This window comes from Vibrio sp. MMG023, assembly GCF_021654215.1.
In the GTDB taxonomy this organism is placed as follows: domain Bacteria; phylum Pseudomonadota; class Gammaproteobacteria; order Enterobacterales; family Vibrionaceae; genus Vibrio; species Vibrio jasicida.
Map to the genome: position 1 here is coordinate 57,320 of NZ_JAKFZP010000007.1, position 22,895 is coordinate 80,214.

20 protein-coding genes are annotated in these 22,895 nt (G+C 44.6%); 9 read left to right on the forward strand and 11 right to left on the reverse strand.

What is annotated here, in order from left to right; translation table 11 throughout:
* Positions 1 to 39: 39 nt before the first annotated feature.
* Positions 40 to 1,611 (reverse strand): sulfatase-like hydrolase/transferase, encoded by a 1,572-nt coding sequence (locus L1076_RS21285; RefSeq protein ID WP_237304416.1) that lies wholly within the window; start codon positions 1,609 to 1,611, stop codon positions 40 to 42.
* Between the two features lie 137 nt (positions 1,612 to 1,748).
* Here L1076_RS21285 and L1076_RS21290 point away from each other — a divergent pair, with 137 nt between their 5' ends.
* Positions 1,749 to 2,561, forward strand: a complete 813-nt coding sequence (locus L1076_RS21290; RefSeq protein ID WP_237304417.1) for an AraC family transcriptional regulator — start codon at positions 1,749 to 1,751, stop codon at positions 2,559 to 2,561.
* A 78-nt stretch (positions 2,562 to 2,639) separates the two neighbouring features.
* On the opposite strand, the gene L1076_RS21295 is transcribed toward L1076_RS21290, so the two are convergent.
* The 7 genes from L1076_RS21295 to L1076_RS21325 form a co-directional block, all read right to left on the reverse strand.
* The gene (locus L1076_RS21295) at positions 2,640 to 3,221 is read right to left on the reverse strand and encodes a DJ-1/PfpI family protein (protein ID WP_038879906.1); all 582 of its coding nucleotides are present in this window, start codon (positions 3,219 to 3,221) and stop codon (positions 2,640 to 2,642) included.
* Complete coding sequence (locus L1076_RS21300; RefSeq protein WP_038879908.1) at positions 3,221 to 3,862, reverse strand: bifunctional 4-hydroxy-2-oxoglutarate aldolase/2-dehydro-3-deoxy-phosphogluconate aldolase; 642 nt, start codon at positions 3,860 to 3,862, stop codon at positions 3,221 to 3,223. Before L1076_RS21300 ends, L1076_RS21295 begins: the two co-directional genes overlap by 1 nt.
* Positions 3,855 to 4,802: a sugar kinase gene (locus L1076_RS21305; RefSeq protein WP_237304418.1), complete on the reverse strand. Its 948-nt coding sequence runs from the start codon at positions 4,800 to 4,802 to the stop codon at positions 3,855 to 3,857. The genes L1076_RS21300 and L1076_RS21305 overlap by 8 nt, the downstream gene beginning before the upstream one ends.
* A 98-nt stretch (positions 4,803 to 4,900) precedes the next feature.
* The gene (gene kduD / locus L1076_RS21310; protein ID WP_005449923.1) at positions 4,901 to 5,653 is read right to left on the reverse strand and encodes a 2-dehydro-3-deoxy-D-gluconate 5-dehydrogenase KduD; all 753 of its coding nucleotides are present in this window, start codon (positions 5,651 to 5,653) and stop codon (positions 4,901 to 4,903) included.
* A gap of 9 nt (positions 5,654 to 5,662) precedes the next feature.
* On the reverse strand, positions 5,663 to 6,496 hold the full coding sequence (kduI, locus tag L1076_RS21315; RefSeq protein ID WP_104026155.1) for a 5-dehydro-4-deoxy-D-glucuronate isomerase: 834 nt from the start codon (positions 6,494 to 6,496) through the stop codon (positions 5,663 to 5,665).
* A gap of 14 nt (positions 6,497 to 6,510) precedes the next feature.
* Positions 6,511 to 8,268: a sodium/substrate symport gene (locus L1076_RS21320; RefSeq protein ID WP_038879920.1), complete on the reverse strand. Its 1,758-nt coding sequence runs from the start codon at positions 8,266 to 8,268 to the stop codon at positions 6,511 to 6,513.
* 11 nt (positions 8,269 to 8,279) lie between these two features.
* Complete coding sequence (locus L1076_RS21325) at positions 8,280 to 9,440, reverse strand: glycoside hydrolase family 88 protein (protein ID WP_104036906.1); 1,161 nt, start codon at positions 9,438 to 9,440, stop codon at positions 8,280 to 8,282.
* 328 nt (positions 9,441 to 9,768) lie between these two features.
* Here L1076_RS21325 and L1076_RS21330 point away from each other — a divergent pair, with 328 nt between their 5' ends.
* The 5 genes from L1076_RS21330 to L1076_RS21350 all read left to right on the forward strand — a co-directional run bounded on the left by L1076_RS21330 (position 9,769) and on the right by L1076_RS21350 (position 16,683).
* Entirely contained in the window at positions 9,769 to 11,016 is a 1,248-nt protein-coding gene (locus L1076_RS21330; protein WP_038879926.1) for a carbohydrate porin, read from the forward strand.
* 75 nt (positions 11,017 to 11,091) lie between these two features.
* Entirely contained in the window at positions 11,092 to 12,243 is a 1,152-nt protein-coding gene (locus tag L1076_RS21335) for an anaerobic sulfatase maturase (protein WP_054756525.1), read from the forward strand.
* Positions 12,244 to 12,258: 15 nt separating this feature from the next.
* Entirely contained in the window at positions 12,259 to 14,004 is a 1,746-nt protein-coding gene (locus tag L1076_RS21340; protein ID WP_237304419.1) for a DUF4955 domain-containing protein, read from the forward strand.
* A 96-nt stretch (positions 14,005 to 14,100) separates the two neighbouring features.
* A complete protein-coding gene (locus L1076_RS21345; protein ID WP_237304420.1) occupies positions 14,101 to 15,972 on the forward strand; it encodes a DUF294 nucleotidyltransferase-like domain-containing protein in 1,872 nt (623 codons plus the stop codon).
* A 3-nt stretch (positions 15,973 to 15,975) separates the two neighbouring features.
* On the forward strand, positions 15,976 to 16,683 hold the full coding sequence (locus tag L1076_RS21350; protein WP_237304421.1) for an exonuclease domain-containing protein: 708 nt from the start codon (positions 15,976 to 15,978) through the stop codon (positions 16,681 to 16,683).
* Positions 16,684 to 16,758: 75 nt separating this feature from the next.
* Here L1076_RS21350 and L1076_RS21355 read toward each other — a convergent pair whose 3' ends face one another.
* On the reverse strand, positions 16,759 to 17,760 hold the full coding sequence (locus L1076_RS21355) for an arginine deiminase-related protein (protein ID WP_237304422.1): 1,002 nt from the start codon (positions 17,758 to 17,760) through the stop codon (positions 16,759 to 16,761).
* 405 nt (positions 17,761 to 18,165) lie between these two features.
* On the opposite strand from L1076_RS21355, the gene L1076_RS21360 reads away from it, so the two are divergent.
* On the forward strand, positions 18,166 to 20,004 hold the full coding sequence (locus L1076_RS21360; RefSeq protein WP_042600274.1) for an ABC transporter ATP-binding protein: 1,839 nt from the start codon (positions 18,166 to 18,168) through the stop codon (positions 20,002 to 20,004).
* 636 nt (positions 20,005 to 20,640) lie between these two features.
* Positions 20,641 to 21,348 (forward strand): DUF445 family protein, encoded by a 708-nt coding sequence (locus L1076_RS21365; RefSeq protein ID WP_038871536.1) that lies wholly within the window; start codon positions 20,641 to 20,643, stop codon positions 21,346 to 21,348.
* Between the two features lie 68 nt (positions 21,349 to 21,416).
* Here the strand turns inward: L1076_RS21365 and L1076_RS21370 are convergent, their stop codons facing one another.
* Positions 21,417 to 21,893, reverse strand: coding sequence for an Lrp/AsnC ligand binding domain-containing protein (locus L1076_RS21370; protein ID WP_237304423.1), 477 nt, complete (start codon positions 21,891 to 21,893; stop codon positions 21,417 to 21,419).
* Between the two features lie 322 nt (positions 21,894 to 22,215).
* Between L1076_RS21370 and L1076_RS21375 the strand changes: the two genes are divergently transcribed.
* Positions 22,216 to 22,383 carry a hypothetical protein gene (locus L1076_RS21375; RefSeq protein ID WP_005428989.1) on the forward strand — a complete coding sequence of 56 codons (168 nt, stop codon included), beginning with the start codon at positions 22,216 to 22,218 and terminating at the stop codon, positions 22,381 to 22,383.
* Between the two features lie 7 nt (positions 22,384 to 22,390).
* Here the strand turns inward: L1076_RS21375 and L1076_RS21380 are convergent, their stop codons facing one another.
* Positions 22,391 to 22,639 carry a hypothetical protein gene (locus tag L1076_RS21380; protein WP_038871541.1) on the reverse strand — a complete coding sequence of 83 codons (249 nt, stop codon included), beginning with the start codon at positions 22,637 to 22,639 and terminating at the stop codon, positions 22,391 to 22,393.
* Between the last annotated feature and the right edge of the window lie 256 nt (positions 22,640 to 22,895).

Sequence of the window (22,895 nt, forward strand, 5' to 3'; positions counted from 1 at the left end):
CAGAGAGAGTGGGCATTTATCCCCACTCTCTTAGCTCATTTATTGTGGTTTCAACATTTGCATATCGCCACCAACCGTCGGCAAGTAGCGGGCGTTATGCAGGCGATAAGAAGACCAGTAACCAGACCAACGTGGATCAGATTGCAGCAACTGAGCCGCTTGTAGCACAATGGTTTCTTTATGGACTCGATACTCTTCCAAATCGAACAAATTCGACTGATCGTCTTTATCCAAATGGTGTAATTCTTCAAAGCCCGTGGTGGCGTTGTAGCCGTAGAAATATGGTTTACCTTCTAGCGTCACCTGAAAACCAAAGCCGTAGTTACACCCAACATGTACACCCGTTTGGTAAACCTGAGTCAATGGGCGGCGAGCCTTACCTTGCATCACATTCAGCAAGTTATCGCCTTCCATTTGTGATGGAATTTCAATACCTGCAAATCCGAGGATAGTTGGCGCTACATCAATTGCAGAAACGCTCTCATCGGATTGTTTCAACATGGTTTGCTGAGATTTAGGAGGCTTGATCATCAATGGAATACGGAAAATATCTGGCTGGAAGTAAGAGCCTTTATCCGCCATAGCCATACGACCATTCATATCACCATGATCAGCAGAAAACACAATCGCAGTTTCATCCCATAACCCTTCTTCTTTGAGGAAGTAGTTTAAATGACCGATAGCATGATCAACCACCTCAACTTGCAGTAAATGACAAGCAATATAGTCCTTCGCCACTTCGGCGTCATACATCCCCCAATATTGCTGATAGAGCGCATAAATTGGGTTATCCTTTTCCTGCATGGTAAAACTATCAGGCAAGGTAATAGCAGCTTTGATTTGCTCGTAGCGTTCCTCTAAACCACTTGGCACAGAATAAGGCTGATGAGGGTCGAAGAATTCTAATTGAGTGAAAATTGGCTTAGCTGGCGCTTGGATTTTCGATGCTTTTATTTGCTCCACAGCCAACTTCGCCAAGAACACTGAGTAATGTGCATCTAACGGGAAATCACTGCCATCTTGCTGTTCAATCCAACCGCCAAATGAATTGGCAGGAGACAACTTATCAATCTGGAAACCACGGAGCTCTTTGCGATATTTTGGTAACTGTACGCCCATATTCGCGAGGTATGCTAGGTAGCGGTCATCGTCTTCTACTGGTGGTCCCCAGCGATCCCAAGCATGCACGTTTTCACCAAAGGTACGAACGAATTTCTCTACACCAACGTGACATTTACCTGAATGTTTGAGGGAGTAACCGACACGTTTTAGGTAGTCTTGGAAAATGATGTCGTCGAGCTCGAGATCCACCTTCATTCCTACAGGCGTACGTTCACCGTTTGAAAGATAGGGAGGGTGCATGCCAGTAAAAATAGCGGCCCTTGCCGGACCGCATAAAGGGCTGGGAGTAAATGCCGAACTAAATGAAGTACCTTCCGTGGCAATGGACTCGATGTTTGGCGTATTGATCACGCCAGAAAGCGGACGTTGGGGGTGATAACAATCCGCAGAAATCATATCGACAGTAATGAACACGATATTGGGCTGTTGTTGGTCATTTCTATAGAAAGCGCCCTTTCTCTCTTTAGGGTTTAAGAAATCAGAAATCATCTAGGCCTCAAAAAATATGCAAAGGTGATAGAGCTCTATTATTCAAGCCTTATCACGGACTACTGATTCCTAAAGTTAATCGTGATTGGTACTATAAACCATAGTAAAAATCCCTATTAAATGTAAAAAGCGAAACAATGAAAAATCAGCCGCTCCTCATCGAAGAATCCGCAGATTCATGTGGCATTACTCTACGCTCAATGTGGGATGTACATGCCGACATAAACTACCATATCAAATGGCCAAGAGACCGCATGTTGCCTATGCTGCCAAATGCCATTGTGGCGGTATACACCATCCAAGGCAGTGGGTGCATCAAGATGAAGAGCGGGAAAATTCTCACGGTTTCCGCACCAAGTGTGACCTTCATTGACAGCAGAAACATCGATAGCTACTGGACAAATGGAATCGTTTGGAACTTAAACTGGTTCGAGTTTTTAATGCAGGGTGTTACTCCGATTCCTTTTGAAGAACCTATTGCGTTGAAGAACGACGACTACCCAAACATTCTGTCTGAAGTCAAGGAACTCATTGCGTCTAAATCACCAATAAAACTCAATGCAGCGGTCGCAGGCTTTGGGTTTGTTTTTTATAAATGGCTCACCTTAATTGACCAATCGAAATCCATGACCAACCAAGAAAAGACGGTGCATGAGATTGTGGCAAAAATGAGCGAGAATATCGGTGAGAATATCGCCATAAAACAGTTTGCGCAGGAAGCGGGCTACACAGAACAATATCTAAGAAAACTCTTCCTTAAATACCTTAACGTGTCCCCAAAACAGTATTACTTAAAGCTGAAACTCGATGCCAGTATGATGATGCTCAAGCGCTCTGGAACTAATGTAAAGCGAGTCGCCTTCGAACTCGGCTTCAACGACAGCTTCCATTTTAGTCGCGCCTTTAAAAAGCAGTTTGGTGTTTGCCCATCAAAAGCAAATGACCTCTGATGGGCAAAGTTTTTGCAGAATATTAGGCCGTAATCGCGCATGGCTAGCGGCTAGTTGTGAATGTTTAGTAATCAAAGATTAGTGATTAAGCGGCCAGTTTGAGAAGTAAATATGATCCGCTTGCCAATCAACATCTTTGTTGTCTTGGAACAGCTTCGCAGCAACCGTAAAAGCAAACTCAAAGCTCACCCCTAACCCTTTCGCACTGATGAAAGGAGCGTCGACAACCACAGGCTGATCAACATACACGCCATCAGAAAAGTTCTTCTCTAGACCACCACCCGTTGTGTAATGGTGCAGCCCTAGAAGCTTGTTTGCAGCCAGTACTTTGGCACCGGATGAACACAGTGCGCAGATCCACTTATCTTCTGCGATATGTATTTTTAGAAACTCAATCACTTTGCTGCTGCACGTCAAATTGTCCGTACCCATTGGACCGCCCGGCATCATCACCGCATCGTACAGCTCCGCACTTTTTTCTGACAGCAAGTAGTCTGCAGAAATCAACGTTTTAAAATAGGAGCTCAAGGGTTTGCGATCGTGGATTGATAATACGTCCACTTCAATTTTGAGTCGGCGCATAATATCAATAAAGACCACCGCTTCTGCCTCTTCAAAACCATCCGCTAATAAAACGGCAACGCGTTTAGTCTCCGCCATTACTGCTTCTCCTGTTGATTAACCACCTTTACGGCTTCTCTCGTTAAGCGTCCTATTTCTTCCCAGTCTTGGTCTTCAATTAATGATTGGGGCACCATCCATGTACCACCACATGCCACCGTATTCGGTAACGCTAAGTACTGATTGATATTACCTTCGTTCACCCCGCCAGTTGGCATGAACTGTACATCTTTATAAGGCCCAGAAAGGGCTTTGAGCATGGCGACACCACCTGCAGCCTCTGCAGGAAAAAACTTCATCAAACGAATGCCTTGCTGTCGTGCTTGCTCCAACTCACTCGGAGTACAAACACCTGGAATAAATGGAATGCCTTTGGCAGCACACGCTTGCAAAGTATCTGGGTTAAAGCCCGGTGCTACAATAAATGACGCCCCAGCTAGAGTCGCTTGCTCGACTTGCTCTGCATCCAGCACCGTACCAGCACCAATATACATATCAGGCTGAGCAACGCTCAGTAGTGCAATAGCCTCCGCCGCAGCTGGGGTTCTAAACGTGATTTCAATGACGTTCAAGCCGTTGTCAGATAAGGCTTTGCCTAACGAGAGTACATCTTCAGCGCGCTCAATCGCGACTACAGGAATTACTTTATAAGACGCAAGTTTTGCACCTAAATTATTCATACAATTTGTCTCTTAGTAGATCAGTTATTGGTGACGGTACAATGGCACCTTTATATTGAATGACTTTGCTAGCCAATAAGTTGCCAATTTGACATGACGTGCCGAGCTCTAAACCTTCGCTTATTCCCCAAATAAAGCCTGCATTGAACGAGTCACCAGCTGAGGTGGTATCAATCACTTTTTCCACCGGGCTAGCAGGGTGATGGGTCACAGAATTGTTCCAGTTTGCTAAAGATCCGACACTGCAACCGTCCGCTCCTTGCTTGATAACGACGACCGCTTTGCTTTGCTGATTGAGTCGTTGAATGGTGGTCTCAAGGCTTTTATCGCCCCACAGTGCCTGTTCATCATCGCTGGTTAGCAATAAGTAATCGCTGATGTTGACGATGGCTTGATACCAATGTTGAGCATCGAGCCTACTGCTCCATAAACTCGGACGATAATTGCTATCGAAAATAACTCGAGCCCCTTGGTGGCGAGCATCAGTTAAAGTTGAGATAAGTTTGGCTCGGTCCTCGTCATCTAAAATGGCAAGAGAGATGCCCGATAGGTAAAGAAAATCAAAGGACATAAGCGATTGTTCAATCTTTGAAAATTGCTCATGCTTGAGTAATTGAGACGCCGCCGATTGATGTCGCCAATAAGCGAAACTGCGCTCTCCAGCATCATCTAATTGGATCATGTAAAGCCCGGTTGGATGTGCTGGGTCAATCAATACATATTGAGTATCAATCCCTTCTACTTGCCATTTTCCTGCCATGTGTCGAGAAATCGAATCTTCACCTAGCGCCGTGATATAGGCAGGCTTTAAATCAGGATTTAGGCGACTGAGATAAACCGCAGTATTTAATGTGTCACCACCATAGCTCTGAGTCATTTGCCCAAAAGGCTGCCCGCTGAGCTCGATCATACATTCGCCGATCAGGGCTATTTTTTTCATCGAAAACACCGAAAGTAACGTAACAATTCCGAGAGAAGCTCGGGAATAAAATCAGAAAGAAAATGCCTGCGAGTGCAGGCATTTTTGAAGTATCGAGATTAGCGAGCTAGCCAGCCACCATCGACAGCTAACGTATAACCGTTCACGTAATCAGACGCTGGTGACGCTAGGAAAATCACCGGACCCGCCAAGTCTTCTGGCAAACCCCAACGTTGTGCTGGGATACGCTCTAAAATGGCTTGGTTTCGATCTGCATCGGCGCGTAAAGCAGCGGTGTTATTGGTCGCCATGTAGCCTGGGGCAATCGCATTCACATTAATGTTGTGTGCTGCCCACTCGTTCGCCATCAAGCGGGTAATCCCCATAACGCCACTTTTCGATGCTGTATAAGAAGGCACTCGAATACCGCCTTGGAAAGAGAGCATAGATGCCACGTTGATGATCTTCCCGCCGGTGCCTTGTGCGATAAATTGTTTCGCAACCGCTTGAGACAAGAAGAACACCGACTTAACGTTAATGTCCATTACGTCGTCCCAATCTTGCTCAGAGAATTCCAACGCATCGTTACGACGAATAATGCCTGCATTGTTAACCAAGATATCGACACGACCAAACTCTGTCACAGCACGATCCACAATCGAGCTAATGTCATCCGTTTTCATCAAGTTCGCTCGGATATCGATGAATCGGCGACCTGTAGCTTGGATTTTTTCGATGGTTTCTGTCGGCTCAACAATATTCACACCAACAATGTCACACCCCGCTTGGGCTAGCCCTAGAGCCATACCTTGTCCTAGACCTGTATCGCAACCTGTCACAATCGCAACTTTATCTGTCAGTTTAAATTCCATGTTTTGCTCCTAGCGAAGATCGGTGGTTTTAATGTGGTCCATGTCGTCGAACGTTTGGTTCTCACCAACCATTCCCCAAATAAAGCTGTAGTTTTTGGTCCCCACGCCAGAGTGGATAGACCAACTCGGAGAAATAACCGCTTGTTCGTTGTGTACCAAAATATGGCGAGTCTCTGTTGGTTCACCCATCATATGGAACACCGCTTGTTCCGGTTGGATATCGCAGTACAAGTACACTTCCATACGGCGTTCATGTGTGTGGCAAGGCATGGTGTTCCAAAGGCTGCCAGCTTCCAGTTTGGTTAGGCCCATCACAAGCTGACAGGTCTCAACAACATCTGGCACAATGTATTTATAAATGGTTCGTTCGTTACAGCTTTCACTATCCCCCAGCGTTACTGGCATCGCATCTGCTTGAGTGATTTTGCGTGTAGGGTACGCGGCATGAGCAGGTGCACTGTTGTAGTAAAATTTCGCAGGCTGACTTTCGCTTTCACTGCCAAATGACACCGATTTTGCACCTTTACCAATGTATAACGCTTGTTGGTTTTCTAGCTCGTAAACCTCGCCATCAACGTCGACGTAGCCCAAGCTACCAATGTTGATAATGCCCATCTCACGGCGCTCTAGCAGGTAATCCACACCGAATTTTTTACCAATACCATCGAAAGAAACTTTCTCTTTTTGCGGCATCACACCACCAAACAGAATGCGATCGATATGACTGTAAGTCATGGTGTAGCTATCTGCCTCAAAGATACTCTCAACAAGAAACTCATCTCGTAGCTGTTGGGTGTCTAGCGTTTTTGCGTGTGCTTTATGAATGCCTTGACGTGTGTTCATATTTCTTTCACCTATCATTGTGTAACACTTGCGATTTTTTGTTTATTTCCAAGACTTTGAGAGTAAATCAAGCCTCCGATGGTCATGATGAACAGACCACAAATTAAGAAGTAATAAGCATGCTCGTTCGGAAGTAAGAAGAATGCCGTGATGACGCCACCAAAGAGCAGTGTTAAGCGACCTAGAATTCGACACTGCATCACATCTGACTCTTCCATGCCTACTGGCGAGACAATTGGTGTCTTTTGATTCGTAAAGAATTGTTCAATGGCACTCTTCCTTTCTCCTTCTGGCGCTTTGTAGAACAAGCCCGTACATAGGAAGAAGCCAACAGTGACAATAGCGTGCATAAACTGGGTAATAACCACACCCAAGTCACCAAGCTCACGTCCTGTTAATGCAACGCCAATCGTTTCTGAGACCCATTGAGCATTGAAGACATTGTTACTGATTAAGCTAACCACGAAACCGAAACAAACAGTCGCCCAACCTGCCCAATCAGGAACTCGCTTAATGAACATGCCAAGTGTTTGAGGGATCATCATCGGAATATTCACAAGACCTGCGAAAATGATCATCATTGAGAACAGGCTGATGCCACGTAATTCGTTCAAGAACAGCGCGAAGCCAATTACAATCAATCCCATCACTCCCGTCGAAATCTTACTAGCACGTAGCTCTTGTTCTTCGGTCGCGTCTTTATTCAGCATTGGCTTGTAGATAGATTTCACAAATGATGCCGCGACAAAGTTAATACGGGAATCCAGCGTTGACATTGTGGCCGCGAACATAGCCGAAACCACCAGACCAACCATGCCTGCAGGAAGAAGAACCTGAACTGCTGATAGATAAGCCGCTTGGTTCGCTTTTGCGCCAAGTTGTGGATACATTCCAGTAAGGTCAACACCAGCACTTGCAGACCACATCGGTGGGATAAACCACATTACACTGCCGAATGCGAACAACAATGCGGTTAGATAAGCCGCTTTGCGAGCTTGAGCTGAGTCCTTTACACACAAGAAGCGAACTGACTGACCAATGTTATTCATGTCGATAACGCGTTGAATAAACATGGCACCAATCCATAATAAGAAGATTTCTTGGTAGTGGATGCCATTGCCCGTCCAAAGCGTCGCGCCTTGCCAGTGGTCTGTGATGTCCGAAATACTGTCTACGTTGTTCATGACAGCGATAAAGGTCACCACACTGATGGCAACAATCAATAATGCCTGTAAAAAGTCACTCGATACGACGGCCCAGGCACCACCAGTAATGGTCATGAAGACAACGGCTGCACCTGTGATCACGATAGCCAGTTGGATGTTGATACCAATCACTGCAGAGATAAAGATTGAAACTGCATATAGCGTAATTGCCCCGCCCATCAACCCCGTAACCATGTAGATAAACGTATAGAAACGCTCTGTCTTTGCACCGTAACGCTGTCGAATGGCTTCCATTGGTGTAATCACATTGAGCTGTCTGAAGCGAGGAGCAAAGATACGTGCACAAACTAGATAGCCGACAATGTTAAATACAAAAATCCAAACAACGGCAAAGCCATCGATATAGGCTTTACCTGCCGCCCCAGTAAAAGTCCAAGCACTGAAAGTGGTCATAAAGGCACTAGAGCCCGCCATCCACCAAACCATCTTGCCGCCCCCGCGAAAATAATCACTGGTGTTGGCAACCTGCTTACGAAAAATAAATCCAAGCAAGATCATGAAAATAAAATAAAAAACAATCGCGCTAATATCGTATCCAGAAATCATTATCAGTTTCCTTACCAGAAGTAGCGTTGATGACCGCAAATACGCATCAATGCTTCGAGATAGTAGTAATCACCGTAGGGCAACATGTTGTTCGCCATGTCTTTTGCGACAAACGATGCGCCTTGAGAAAGCAGGCCATGAGCAGAAGGGTCTGCCGTTAGATCGCATTGTTCTATCAATCCTTGAACCAAATGCATGCCCCATTGCTCGAAGAAGTCACGTTCTTGTACATCCTCACAAAGGCTTGCAATCAACAAAAAGCCAGCTGCAGTAATAGCCCCCGCCGAACTGTCTTTGTATGGATGCTCCGACTCTGGTAAACGGTAGTCCCAGACAGGAACGGCATCGTCTTGCAGATAAGGTGTAACAAACAGCGCCAACTTTTTCGCAAGCGCCAAAAAATCTGGATTTTTGGTGTACTGGTAGGTTTGAGCAAAACCATGAATAGCCCACGATTGACCTCGAGCCCAACAAGAGTCGTCTGCATATCCTTGAAAGGTTTCGCCTTTGATTGGTGTTTGCGTCAGTGGATCAAAGTTAAAGGTATGAAAAGTAGAGAAATCTTCACGAACAATATGCTTAGCCATTGTTTTAGAGTGATTAATTGCTGCATCTTTTAATACATCGCTATTGGTTTGATTTGCAGCCCAAAAAAGCAGTGCCGTATTTTGTAGCGAATCGATAATTGTTTTTCCCTGAGTTTTCTCAGGGCCAAGAATGTGTGTTTCATTCCACGCAACAATATATTGGCCAAGTCGACGATATCGTTGATATAAACTATGAGCAGCTTCGATACCCATTGATTTATATTCCTCATCTTCGGTCAACATATAGCCAGCAACGCAACTTAATGAATATTGAAAACCTAAGTCATGATCATGCCAATTTGGGTTGATAAGTAATTCTTTAAAGTAAGGTTTACGCATATTTGCGCTATTTTTGAATGTCTCATCGCCGGTTAGCTGGTAGCAAAGCCACAGTTGACCAGTCCAGAAAGAAGAAACCCAATCTGAAGGACCACAGTAGCGCCATGTGCCATCTTCGTTACCAATCTTAGGATTATTAATACCAATACGAGGGATGTTGTTTTTAACTGAAGAAACAACCTTAGTTAATTGCCCTTCAAAATCAGTGTTGTTATACCTTTTTGAGGGATATGCATGTTCTATCATTGCGACTCGTTCCAGGTTGATTATTTTATTTCACGTATTTTTTATCTGGAGCCAGTTTATGAAGATTTGAGAGCTTCATTCAATGTGTAAAAACATACAAAAATGAAAAAAAAGAAACTACTTCGGAAATTTTCCTTATTTAGGTGACAATTTGTGAATAATGTCACAGAGCCAATAATTGAGGGCGATCACGCTTATAATATATGAATCAATAGAGTTTCATTTTTTTCATCCCTCAGCAACTTTCTTCATTCTAATAAAAAAAATAATCACTTAATTTCTATTTTGACTTTTGTCTTTACAAAATAAATAAAACAAGGAAATTAATGTGAACCACTCTACGATCAAAACCTCCCTTCTCATGACATCAATTGCCTTATGCAGCCAAGGTGTTGCTGCGCAAGATATCGATTTTTCTGGATATTTCCGTGCGGGAGCAGGCTCTAGTTCAAGCAATGGTGCGATGGTTTCTTACAACAAACAAAAACTTGGTCGCCTCGGAAACGAAGATGACATTTACCTAGGTTTAGGCCTAGGTACCCAACTTGCGAAAACCGAACAATACGACGTCTACTTCCAATCTCGTTTTGTTTACCAGTCTGATGGTTCAAACGACTGGGAAGCCATGGATGACGACGATACAGATTTCATGTTCAAAGAAGTGAACGTGGCGGTTAAAGGGCTGATCCCTTCTCTGCCGGAATCCACCGTATGGGCAGGTAAACGCTACAACCAACGTCACGATAACCACATCATTGATACCTACTACTGGAACGTGTCTGGTACTGGTGGTGGTATTGACTACATTCCTGTTGGTGACGGCCTGCTGTCGGTATCTGCTATCCGCTCGGACCGTAAAAGCCAAGACTTTGATGATCCAGGCACAAAAAATAACAAGCTCAACGTCAATATTTTCGACATTCGCTACAAAGGCATAAAATTGTGGGAAAACGCTGAGCTAGAAATCGGTCTTGACTACGGTATGCCAAATGAGTCGGATGAATTTACGTTGCAAACCGAAGATGGTGTGATGGCTACTGGCTTGGTTACCTACGGCGGTAAATGGGGTAAGAACAATACGGTTTTCCAATACGGTACCAACGGCTTCTCCAAAGCGCTGTTTAACGACCATGCAGGTAAAAATTACTTCGCAGAAGTGCAAAAAGATGCATCCGCTTACCGAGTAATGAACTATGGCTTGTTGAAACTGACCGACGACGTTGTACTTGCTCACTCTCTGTTCTGGACCTCTTCAATTGACGATATCGAGATTAACCAGACCACAACACAAACGACTTTTTCAGCGGTTATTCGCCCTGAATACAGCTGGGACGACAACAATAAAACCGTACTCGAGCTAGGCTACTTCGATGCGACGACTGCCGATGACACCCCTCAATCAGCTAGCAAGGTAACACTTGCTCAAACTTGGTCGCCATCTAAGAGCTTCTGGGCTCGCCCTGAACTGCGCGTATTCGCGACTTACTTCCAAGACTATGAAGACGATCATGCATTCGGTGATAACAACGACACCGAATTCCAAGTCGGTATTCAAGTTGAAGGCTGGTTCAAATAAGACAAAGCCTGCTCCTTCGGGAGCAGGTCTTTTTCTGTGAAACAACAATAAGTCTAGAAATAAAGGAAACGCGGAATGCAGTCATCTTACCCTTTTCACATCATGGCAAAGCCGACAGGATCTACCTGCAATATTCAGTGTGACTATTGCTATTTTCTCGGTCGTGAAGAAACGCTGAAAGAAGTGACTGCGAACTCAATGCCGCTCGAAACATTAGAACTCTACATTAAGCAATACATTGAAGCTCAACCCACCGAACAAGTGGTTTTCAGTTGGCAAGGTGGTGAACCAACACTGCTCGGTCTCGACTACTTTGAAACCATCATCAAGCTGCAAAAAAAACACAACCCACTTGGTAAAACCATTCATAACGATTTGCAAACCAACGGAATGTTGCTCAACAAGCCGTGGTGTAAGTTTCTTAAAACTCATCGTTTCTTCGTCGGGTTAAGCATCGACGGAACCCAAGAGGTTCATGATCATTATCGCCACACACGCTCAGGTAGAGGCACACATAAAAAGGTGCTCAATGCGGCGGCTTTGCTTCATAAATACCACATCCCTTTTGCGACCCTCACTTGTGTGACTCACCAAAGCACACACTCTGCACTAGAGATTTATCGCTTCCTGCGTGATGAAGTGAAAACCAAACAAATGCAATTTATCCCGATCGTGGATAAAGCCGAGCTAGAAATGCGCTCTTCATGCCTAGTCACTACTCAAGAACCTTATTCTGTTTCCCCACAAGGTTGGGGCGAATTCATGACAACCGTCTTTGATGAATGGCTGAAAAACGATATTGGTCAGGTTTACATTCCAACCGTTGAGGACTGCCTCGCCGTTCTACTGAATCATCCCTCTTCATCCTGTGTGACAAGCCAATATTGTGGTCGTGCTCTTGCGATCATGCAGGAAGGCTCCGTCTACAGTTGCGATCACTACATCGAAGATAGCCACCGCTTAGGCAATGTCAAAAATACACACTTGGCACAAATGGCATGCGACCCAAAGCAACAATCTTTTGGTCTCGATAAGACCCACTCACTTTCTCAACAATGCCAGCAATGCCCATACCTCAAGTTCTGTTTTGGCGGTTGCCCTAAAGACAGGGTGCGTTCAAACAAAGAATCTTCTCCGCAAAATTACCTCTGCTCAGGATTGCGCGCTTTCTACCAGCACGCCATTCCAGCATTAAAACAACGCATAAAAAACCTGTACCCCCAATAACAAGGAAATGATTCCATGAGATACAAAATAGGAACTCTCTCTGTCGCTTTGCTGCTTGTCGCTTGTAATAGCGAGTCGAGTGTCGAAAACACCAGCCAGTACTGGACGGATTTTGTTGCCAGCCGAGATTCAGCATCAGGTCTGTTGGATACCTCAACAACACTACCTGAAGAGCGCATTCTTCAAGACTACTCCTTTGCTGGTTATAAATTTAGCGATACGCCATTACCGGCACCCGCCCCAACAGAAACGGATGCTCTATACCAAGTGTTTAATGTCCAAGATTTTGGGGCAACACCGAATGATTCAATCAGCGATAAAGCTGCGATAAAAGCCACTATTGAAGCGATGAAACAAAGCCGCACGACGAATCCCGCTGAGTCAAAAATCGCTATACTTTATTTTCCTGAAGGCACTTACATCATCAATAATGCCGCAGATGATGCTCTCATCGATCCAGATAACGTAGATGACATAAAAAACAAACAGCCGATTTTCGTCGATCTGGATAATGTAGTGGTGAAAGGTGATGGTATTGGTAAAACGGTGCTCAAGATGGACACCTACCTGCAACCAGAAGACCCATCGAAAAAATGGACGACACCGCACATGTTTCAACTCGGCGCAAGAAGTGACGCCGAAACCACAGCCGCACCTATCGAGCTTTCACAAACGCTTGAAGGCGGCTCAAGCTTTTCTGTTCAGGTAGACAGTAATGCAGGTTTTTCTGTCGGCGACAGTGTTCAAATTTCTGCTTTAATTCAACGCGAGCCAGCGATCAACGACGCAATCTCACCGTACCTCATCGAATACAAAGCCTCAGCAGCAGACACGCCAGTTTGGGCAAATCTGGTTCAAGGGCTCGATAAACGCGAGAAACATACCATTGCAGCTATTGATGGCAATGTTCTGACATTCTCTACCCCAGTTGCACATACGCTCGATCAAGCCGACGCTTGGCAAGTGAAAAAAGTCACCTCTTATCAAAACGTCGGGATTGAGAACATGACGATTTCTGGCAATTGGCACGAAGAATTTGTCCATCATGAAAGTGCCTTGCACGACAGTGGTTATAGCTTGTTAGCACTTAACCGAGTTCATGACAGCTGGGTAAGAAACATTGAACTACGCGATTTCAACCAAGGAGGCGTGCTATGGAATACCTACAATGTGACGGTTGATGATGTCACGCTGTCCGGAACGCCGGGACACCTTGCTTTCACTATCATGTATGGCAACTACAACTTAATTGAAAACATTACCGACAACTCTCACGCTTGGCATGCGCCTGGCGTATCGAAATACTCGATTGCCAATGTGTACAAAAACAGCCAATACGCCGCTAACTCCTCTATTGATTTGCATGGTGAGCAGTCCATGCACAACCTATTCGATAACATGAAGGGCGGATGGATTTATGGTCGCTGGGGCGCGAGTTCAGGCAACCAGCCAAACCATCTAAAAGGGCTCACTTTCTGGAATCCTGTCAACACTGGCGTGAGCGCAAATGAATTTATGTTTATGAAGGATGATGGCATTTATGGTCGTGTAATTATGCCTTACATCATCGGGATGACGGGCTCAGAATTCTCTGTGGCACCACAAGCCAAATACATCAATACCATGATCGAAAACGGTACGGCGAACTACTCCGAAGTACCCGATGAAAGCCTTAAGCAAGCACATTTGGAGTCTATCGGTACGGCGGTTGAACCGACATCACTCTTCGATGCACAGTTGAATTTACGCCATGCTAAGTAACCGATGAATTCGAGGTAAAGCCGAAAGGCGAAGTCACTTAATAATATCGACAGGAGGCTCAAATTGAGCCTCCTATAACAACCAGAAGCTGTCCTTATGAAAACCTCCGCAACACTCAATATCCTGCACTTCTTAGAGAAGCTCGACCCTTTTGATAAGCTCCCCACAGAGATCGTTGAGCAGCTCGCCGATCTCGTAGTGGTTAGTTACCTAGCTAAGGGAGAAACCATCGACGAAGAAACTTTAAGTCAGTCGGCGCACTTGTACTTCATCCGCTCAGGTGCAATTGAGCAAAAAGACTCGACAGGAGGTTTGTTGGCTCGATTGGGAGAAAATGACCAGTTTGGGTTTACCTTCTTTCAAGACTCTTCCCTTCAATCACAACGTTATCAGGTCTACGCACTAGACAGCACCTTGCTTTACTCCATCCCCTACGAAGCTGTGCGTAAGGTGATGAACAGCGCAAGCACAACGACAGATTGCTTTGATCCACAAGCACCAAAACGTCTAAACAGTGCCGTCAATCACTCGCAACACAAAGAAAACAAAAATTTATTCTTCAGAACTGTAAAAGACATCGCGAGTGGAAACATTACGTCTGTGGACTATCTCACCCCAATCCAAGACGTAGCAGAGCAAATGTGTTCTCGTCCTAAAAGCTCTTGTGCCGTCGTAGAAAAAAGCGGTGAATTGGTGGGAGTCATTACCGATCGAGACATGACCATGAAAGTGGTGGCGAAAGGGCTCCCACTCACGACGCCAGTTCACCAAATCATGACCTCTCCTGTAACCGTGATCGATGAAGACGAGCGGATCATTGAAGCCATTTCACTCATGCTAGAGCACAATATCCGGAGCCTGCCTGTTATATCAAAAGGGCAAGTCTGCGGACTGCTTACGACCACCCACTTAGTACACAACCACCGTACCCAATCGTTGTTTTTGATTGAGAAGATTCGCTACGCTGATTCTATCGAAGCTCTTGCCAAGCTGCGCGACGAGAAAGAATCGATTTTTCAGGCGCTGGTTGAAAACGGCACCTCCTCAAACTTACAAGGCAAAATCATGTCGATGATCATGGATGCGTTTACTCGCAGAATCATTGAACTAACGGAAAAGGTACTTGGTCCTGCGCCCTGTAAGTATGCTTGGATGGTGGCTGGTTCTCATGCGCGTAATGAAGTGCATCTCTTATCTGACCAAGACAATGCCATCGTCGTTGAAGATGACAAATTCCAAGAGCACCAACTGTACTTTGCCCACCTTGCGATGCGAGTTTGCAACGCCCTAGCGGCTTGTGGCTACCCACTTTGCGATGGTAAATATATGGCGGCATCTCCTCGGTGGTGTCAGCCTCTGCAACGTTGGAAGCACTATTACAACAAATGGGTTTCTAGCCCGGAGTACAATCAATTATTGAATATCAGTGTGTTCCTAGAGACCCGCGCCATCTATGGCTCTTATGAGTTAGTCGAGGAGTTGCAAGATCACCTCAACGATTGTATTCAACACAATTCGAGCTTCTTGCCATGCTTGACGCGAGATGCCATTAACATTTCACCACCACTGAGCATCTTTAATAACTTGGTGGTAGAGAAAGGTGGGGAGCACAGCAATACCTTAAACATCAAAAAGTACGCCTTGAATCTCATCGTAGATTTAGCGCGAATTTTCAGCCTCTCGGTAGGATGCAAGCTTGCTGGCACAGAGGAGCGATTTCGTTATGCTATGACTCATAAAGCCATTTCTGAAGATGCCTGCGAGAGCATTATTGAAGCGCTGCGATTCATCAGCCAAGTTCGCTTCCGCCATCAATTGCATGCTATACAAAACGGGCATATACCCGATAACCACATCGCACCCGATCAATTCAGCAGTTTTGAAAGAAAGCACCTCAAAGAAGCATTTAAAATCATCGGTAATTTGCAAGACGTCGCAAAGCTTAGGTTTGTAAAAGGAAACCAATAAGCCATGTTGACGAGTCTAAAACACAAATTCCACTTGGAGAACATCGAGACACTTCGACAACATATCAAGGACCAAGGTGAATGGATTGGCGGTTGGGGAGCCTACCTCAGCACCCCATTGCCCTCAGTCACATCACCACTTCAACAGCTTGAATATGTCGCTATTGACTTTGAGACAAGTGGACTCGATTTTAAACACGACCAGATTTTGTCTATTGGTTTAGTGCCATTCAGTTTTCAACAAATCGAACTGTCGACCGTTGACGAGCTTTTTATCTCACACGGGCAATACATCACCGCTAAAAGTGCCAGCGTGAACCAATTAACCCCCAAGCACCTCAGCCAAGGGCTCACTCTCGATGCAGCGATGAATAAACTTTTTGAAGCCTTGGCAGGAAAAGTGGTGTTAGCTCATGGCGCATTCATTGAGAAAGGCTTTCTGTCGTGCTACCTCAGAAAAAAGTTTGGCATCGTTAAACTTCCCTTTTACTTTATCGATACGATGGAGCTCGAACGACGATTCTTATCATCAAACCTTGCTCATAGCCCTGCCAGCTTTCAGCTTGATGACCTCAGGGAGAACCTTGGATTCCCTGCTTACTACAACCACAGCGCAGCAAGTGATGCGTTAGCATGTGCCGAGCTTTTTATTGCCAGAGTGCATAAAACAACTTCACTCGCCAATGCCTCTCTACACAAGGTCATGTTGTAAACCCGCTGGAGCCCATCAATAAAAAAGCACCACATCTTTCAACATGGTGCTTTTTGGGGGAAATTCAGAAATGGTTTACAGCACGGCTTTGCGGCTTGGTAGGAACACTTCGCCTAACATGCAGCGTACAGAACCACCACCAATCGATTCGATGGTAGAAACGTCGAATGGGAGCAATTTACCGTGAGTCGCGAGTTGATTTCGTTGTGCTGGAGAGAACGCATCGTAAGCCGATTGAGACATAGCAATCACCTTATCGCCGCGTACCGTTTCCAGCTGAAGGATGTTGCCGCAGAACTGGTTCATCTGCTCAAGCGAAATAGAAATAACCTGCTTGTCTTTCGCCAATGACTTAAGCACAAAGCGACGCTCAAACTCAGGGATTACTTCGTCACAAATAACGCAGAACTGCTCCCCCACTGCCATCATCACGTTAGTGTGGTAAATCGGTGCACCAGAAGGCAAACGGGTTTGGAAAGAAATCACGCGATCGTAACCAATACGCTTGGCGTAGTCTTCTAACACCAGACGATCACAACGCTGTGAGAGCGCGGCATAGATGGTCTTATTAAAGTGATCGAACACCATCACGCCCGTGCTTTCTAGGTAGGCTTCTTCATCTAAATATTCAGTCAGCGAGTCTTGTTGATGCACTTCGCGACCCGCTTGTGCTAATGCTGCGACCAGCGCATCTGGGCGAACTTCATGCTGACGGTTTTCACACGCCATCGGGAACGTATACAAAGTGCCTTCTGGAGTGGTGCTAAACCAGTTATTCGGGAACACCGCATCTGGCGTGGCAATGCCTGATTGAGGGTAATCAAACTCGACGACTTGCACGCCTTCTTTGCGCAATATTTCAACCATCGCGGAAAATTCAGCCATGGTGTTACGTGAGACTTCTTCTTGAGTCAGAGAAACTTGGTGTTGAAACTCGTTGTCTTGCGCGGTTTCTTCGTTAAAACGAAACTCTTTCGGCGGCACCATCACAACGCAATTTGCGGTATGACGCAGAGCACTTTGCGTGCTTTCTTCTTTTCCATGTGCATTCTGAGGCACTGATTCGTGTAATAGCATCCAAACATTCCTTTTGACTAGAATGATGAGATTGTAAAATTATTGTTAACTTCAGTTTTACTGTTTTTAATAATAATTCTATTAGTCAAAAGTAATATTTACTGTAAAAAACCACTAAAGCCCGATTTTTTATTGTCACTTTGAAGGTTTACTGTTTTATGAAGTGTGAATCACATTCTCAAGAATAATGCACCGACTATTAAGCAATAACCAACTAGTTACATTTAAAAGACAATCGGTTAGACTATTTTTTCGCCTCTCTCACATTCGTAACTTTGTCTGCTTTTCTGGCTAGCAGACCACAATATGTCTTACCCCATACTCAGTATTAACTGCTTAGTCCAAGGCAGGAAGAATTGATGAATTCAATGACTGAGATGGGAACCATTAACTTTAGGAAGAGTTATGTTTAAACGATTTGAAGGCTTTACCGAGCCGTTCCCCAAATCACAGCCTGACCAGCCCCCTACTGGGATTTTCGCGTTTTTACGCCACTACACTCGCGGCTTTGAAAAACCGCTGATCATCATGTCGATCATGTCGACCATTGTGGCGATCGTGGAAGTGTCTTTATTTGGTGCCATGGGTCAGTTGGTCGATTGGCTTTCCACCAGCAACCCTGAAACGTTTTTGCAAGACAACAAAGCAGAGCTGATGTTTTACGGCGCGTTGTTACTGATTGTCATGCCCATTTTGGTGGTTGCGTATTCTTTGTTGATTCACCAAACCTTGCTTGGTAACTACCCTATGTCGGTGCGTTGGTTGGCACACCGCTATTTACTCAATCAAAGCCTGAACTTCTATCAGGATGATTTTGCGGGACGTGTTGCCACCAAAGTAATGCAAACCTCACTGGCCGTGCGTGAGACCGTCATGAAAACGATGGACGTCTTTGTTTATGTGTCTGTCTACTTCACCAGCATGATCGTGATGTTAGCCGCAGCAGATTGGCGTTTAATGATTCCAATGATCATTTGGTTATTGGCTTATATTGCCATTCAAGTGCATTTTGTTCCGAAACTGAAAGACGTTGCGTCTGAACAAGCGGACGCTCGATCGACTATGACAGGTCGTATTGTCGATAGTTACACGAATATTCAGACGGTAAAGCTGTTCTCGCACAGTAAGCGTGAAACCGACTACGCCGAAGAGGGTATGAAAGGCTTCTTAAATACCGTGTACCGTCAAATGCGTTTGGTGACTGGTTTTGATATCGCGGTTGAGATTTCAAATTACCTGCTGGTTTTCTCGGTAGCGGCTCTGTCAATTTACTTGTGGCTAGACAGCGCGATCAGTGTCGGTGCCATCGCGATTGCGGTCAGTTTAGCACTGCGCGTGAACGGCATGTCAATGTGGATAATGTGGGAGGTCGGTGCTCTATTTGAAAACATGGGCACGGTTGTCGATGGGATGAAGACACTGTCTAAACCTATCGATATTAAAGACAAAGCTGATGCAAAAGATCTGCAAGTTTCTCAAGGTGGTATCCACTTTGACAACGTCAGCTTCCACTACGGTGAAAACAAGGGAGTGATAAGCAACCTCGACCTCAATATCAAACCAGGAGAGAAAGTCGGCCTGGTCGGGCGTTCAGGGGCTGGTAAATCCACCTTAGTGAACCTGTTGCTGCGTTTTCATGATGTTGAAGAAGGCAGTATCAAGATTGACGGACAAGAGATATCAAGTGTCACACAAGACTCGCTACGTTCAAATATCGGCATGGTGACACAAGATACGTCACTGCTGCACCGTTCGATTCGTGACAACATCTTGTATGGCAACCCAGATGCAAGCGAAGAAGACCTGATCAAAGCCACCAAGCAAGCGCACGCGCATGAGTTTATCGAAACCCTAACTGACCCGTTTGGCAACATTGGATACGACGCACAAGTAGGTGAACGTGGTGTGAAACTGTCTGGTGGTCAACGCCAACGTATCGCCATTTCGCGAGTACTGCTAAAAGACGCACCTCTGCTGGTACTTGATGAAGCGACTTCAGCACTGGATTCAGAAGTTGAAGCGGCAATTCAAGAAAGCTTGAACGAGCTCATGCAGGGTAAAACGGTTATTGCTATTGCACACCGTTTGTCGACCATTGCGCAAATGGATCGCCTGATAGTGCTCGATAAAGGTAACGTGGTTGAACAAGGGACTCATAAAGAGCTGATTGCCAACAACGGCATTTATGCTCAGCTTTGGGCACACCAGACTGGTGGTTTTCTTGGAGAAGAATCCAATAGCTAAATCTCTTTCAAAAAAGAGACCAACAGAAACGGCGCTTCAAGCGCCGTTTTTTTTACCTTCTGTCTACTGAGGTAATTTTGATAACCCCAAACAAAAGGTGATCGAGATCACTTAAAATCTCACATATGAAACAATAATATGGGTGCATATCACATTTTTTCTGTTAATATAGCGCCCCGTTGCGTATTCGAAAGCAGTGGACACAACGCAGAGTATTGAGCTGGCTTCATTTGTTATTTCACTTTTTGAGAAACAGCTATACTCAATCGATGGCTTAGTTATTAATCTAATAATAAGGTAATTAGCTTATGTGCAAATGTGGTTCAATGCAGATCGTACAAGTAAAACAAAGTTGGGCAGATAAACTATTCGGCTACTCAGAGCGCTGGAAATGCCAACTTTGCTGTAAGATCTTCCGCTTCTAAAAGACCAAAAAAGACGCTTAGATTTTCTAAGAAAAAGCAGTGGCCCGACAATGATTGTCGGGTTTTGTTTTTTTGGCCTTTATCAACATTATGCTTCTTTATCACCACGCCTTACCCAATCGATTATTCTCACAACCTAGCATCTCGGTGTGACTTAGGTATAGAATCATGTCCACTTATTCCTTCTTCAATTCATACATAATCGCTCACTATGAACAAAAGTTTGCTGACTAATATCCTTGCTATCGCTCTGATGGGTGCAGGATACCAAATTCAAAACGATTACCTTTGGTATGCAGGTTTGTTTGCGTTTTCTGGCGCAATTACCAACTGGCTAGCCATCCACATGCTGTTTGAGAAAGTTCCAGGGCTTTATGGTTCTGGCGTTATTCCTGCACGGTTCGAGGAGTTTAAGCTGGCCATCAAAAACTTGATGATGGAGCAGTTCTTTACTGAAGCAAACATCGACCGTTTCCTTAATAAAGAAATGGCAGGAGGCGTAAACATCAACCTTCAACCTGTCATCGAAAAAGTGGACTTAAACCCAGCGTTTGATTCACTTGTCGAAGTCATCGAAGGCTCACAGTTTGGAGGTATGCTTGCAATGTTTGGAGGCACAGAAGCCCTGCAACCAATGAGACAACCGTTTGTTGAAAAGATGCAGGAATCAATTGTAGAACTGAGCCAAAGCGACACCATCAAAGCAGCGTTAAAAGATCAATTAGAATCGCCAGCGATGATGGATGAAATCAAACAAAACATTGAAAGCATTATTGATCAGCGGCTAAGTGAATTGACGCCCGCTCTCGTTAAAGAAATCGTGCAGAAGATGATAAAAGAGCACTTGGGTTGGCTAGTCGTCTGGGGCGGTGTTTTTGGTGGTTTAATTGGTATTTTAACCACCTACGTTAGCGCATAAGCATTTATCTACCTGATACAAAAAAGGAGCCAGTAGGCTCCTTTTTTGTATCTAGCATTTAGCCTTAGTTAGCTTAACAGCTCTGGATTAACGCCAAACCCCGTTTTATGCTCTTCGATCACCACTTCACTACGAGTCTGAATCACACCAGGCAACGTCCCAAGCTTACTCGACATGAACTCTTGATAAGCTTTCATGTTCTTTACTCTTACCTTAATCATGGTGTCAAAATCACCAGACAATGAATAGCACTCTTCAATCTCTGGCATCAGCTCTACGGCTTTAGCAAATTTTTCAAAAATCGAAAAGCTGGTTTGATCGAGACGGATATGGATAAAAACTTGTACATCTAAACCTAACTTTTCCGCATTAAGTTCGGCGTGATAGCCATTAATATAGCCTTCTTTTTCGAGTCTTTTGACTCTCTCAGAGCATGGAGACGTGGTTAAATTGACTTGTTTTGCCAATTCAACGATCGGAATTCGGCCTCGAGAATGCAGAATCCTTAAAATCTGTAAATCAATTCTGTCTAGTTGATAACTCATTAACCACATCCTTTTAACAACTTAGGAGCCTTCAGATTAATAGTTACTATTCAGTTTGCAAATAGTGAAAGAGAGAACGTGTGAAACCTGCATACATTTAACGATTGCCATGTACAAAAAAGTGTCAAACGTTCAAAAAATGAAAACATTCATATGCCAAATTTATAGATGCACAGACCAATATAGGTAACTTTATTAATAAGATAATTTTGTTAACGAAAAAATGGAATGATGAACTTTGGAGAGAAAAATACGAGCTTTAAAGAAAAGAAATGAGCCAAATAGTAAGGTAATAATAGGCAAAAATAATGAGGAGAAAGCAATGTTAACCCTACAACTCGCGTACAAACCATTTGGTGTTGGCGAATGGACGTACACGACCGTTTCACACGAAGTCGCAAAGTCTCTGGCGTCTGAATATGCCTCTTACGGCTGGCCAGTTATGATCGACGGATTACCATTTGCTACCGAGAAAGAACTCGCAGCCTAAACGCCGGTTACATTATCGCTGATGTCTGTCGCGCTGGATGCTGAACTAATTCACCAATAGCGCGATGGTTACAGCAACGACAATAATATTGAGGCTCCATTTCGTAATAGTGTTCACCTGTTACAAATTTGGCCATCAGCTGCGTAAAGCTCACCACTTTGCCGCTCAGTGTCGCAATTTGCTCTGGTTCACAACGCTTCATGATCACTTTATGCTGCGTTGATCTTCTACAAGCTGAGCAATAAATATCTGGCATTACATCTCTCCCTGCTTTTTCCTGTGCTACTGACAATTGACATATTTTGTTCAAAATAATTCCACAATAAAAAAGCCCCATTGTTTTTTTGTGTCCCACCTCCAAAAAATCCCTTTTCAGTGGTCAAATTATGAGACCTTGGTCAGACCTCAACTTTCATTCCTCAACTATGAAAAATAACGCTTATGTATGTAATTCTACGCGACATAGCACATAAGTTATTATTGCGGTTTGTTTTTATTCAAAAGCGATTGGC

Bases quoted from the DNA above. Each gene is read 5' to 3' on its own strand.
- L1076_RS21285 (WP_237304416.1), bottom strand. From the start codon at position 1,611: ATGATTTCTGATTTCTTAAACCCTAAAGAGAGAAAGGGCGCTTTCTAT.
- L1076_RS21290 (WP_237304417.1), top strand. From the start codon at position 1,749: ATGAAAAATCAGCCGCTCCTCATCGAAGAATCCGCAGATTCATGTGGC.
- L1076_RS21295 (WP_038879906.1), bottom strand. From the start codon at position 3,221: ATGGCGGAGACTAAACGCGTTGCCGTTTTATTAGCGGATGGTTTTGAA.
- L1076_RS21300 (WP_038879908.1), bottom strand. From the start codon at position 3,862: ATGAATAATTTAGGTGCAAAACTTGCGTCTTATAAAGTAATTCCTGTA.
- L1076_RS21305 (WP_237304418.1), bottom strand. From the start codon at position 4,802: ATGAAAAAAATAGCCCTGATCGGCGAATGTATGATCGAGCTCAGCGGG.
- kduD (WP_005449923.1), bottom strand. From the start codon at position 5,653: ATGGAATTTAAACTGACAGATAAAGTTGCGATTGTGACAGGTTGCGAT.
- kduI (WP_104026155.1), bottom strand. From the start codon at position 6,496: ATGAACACACGTCAAGGCATTCATAAAGCACACGCAAAAACGCTAGAC.
- L1076_RS21320 (WP_038879920.1), bottom strand. From the start codon at position 8,268: ATGATTTCTGGATACGATATTAGCGCGATTGTTTTTTATTTTATTTTC.
- L1076_RS21325 (WP_104036906.1), bottom strand. From the start codon at position 9,440: ATGATAGAACATGCATATCCCTCAAAAAGGTATAACAACACTGATTTT.
- L1076_RS21335 (WP_054756525.1), top strand. From the start codon at position 11,092: ATGCAGTCATCTTACCCTTTTCACATCATGGCAAAGCCGACAGGATCT.
- L1076_RS21340 (WP_237304419.1), top strand. From the start codon at position 12,259: ATGAGATACAAAATAGGAACTCTCTCTGTCGCTTTGCTGCTTGTCGCT.
- L1076_RS21345 (WP_237304420.1), top strand. From the start codon at position 14,101: ATGAAAACCTCCGCAACACTCAATATCCTGCACTTCTTAGAGAAGCTC.
- L1076_RS21350 (WP_237304421.1), top strand. From the start codon at position 15,976: ATGTTGACGAGTCTAAAACACAAATTCCACTTGGAGAACATCGAGACA.
- L1076_RS21355 (WP_237304422.1), bottom strand. From the start codon at position 17,760: ATGCTATTACACGAATCAGTGCCTCAGAATGCACATGGAAAAGAAGAA.
- L1076_RS21360 (WP_042600274.1), top strand. From the start codon at position 18,166: ATGTTTAAACGATTTGAAGGCTTTACCGAGCCGTTCCCCAAATCACAG.
- L1076_RS21365 (WP_038871536.1), top strand. From the start codon at position 20,641: ATGAACAAAAGTTTGCTGACTAATATCCTTGCTATCGCTCTGATGGGT.
- L1076_RS21370 (WP_237304423.1), bottom strand. From the start codon at position 21,893: ATGAGTTATCAACTAGACAGAATTGATTTACAGATTTTAAGGATTCTG.
- L1076_RS21375 (WP_005428989.1), top strand. From the start codon at position 22,216: ATGTTAACCCTACAACTCGCGTACAAACCATTTGGTGTTGGCGAATGG.
- L1076_RS21380 (WP_038871541.1), bottom strand. From the start codon at position 22,639: ATGCCAGATATTTATTGCTCAGCTTGTAGAAGATCAACGCAGCATAAA.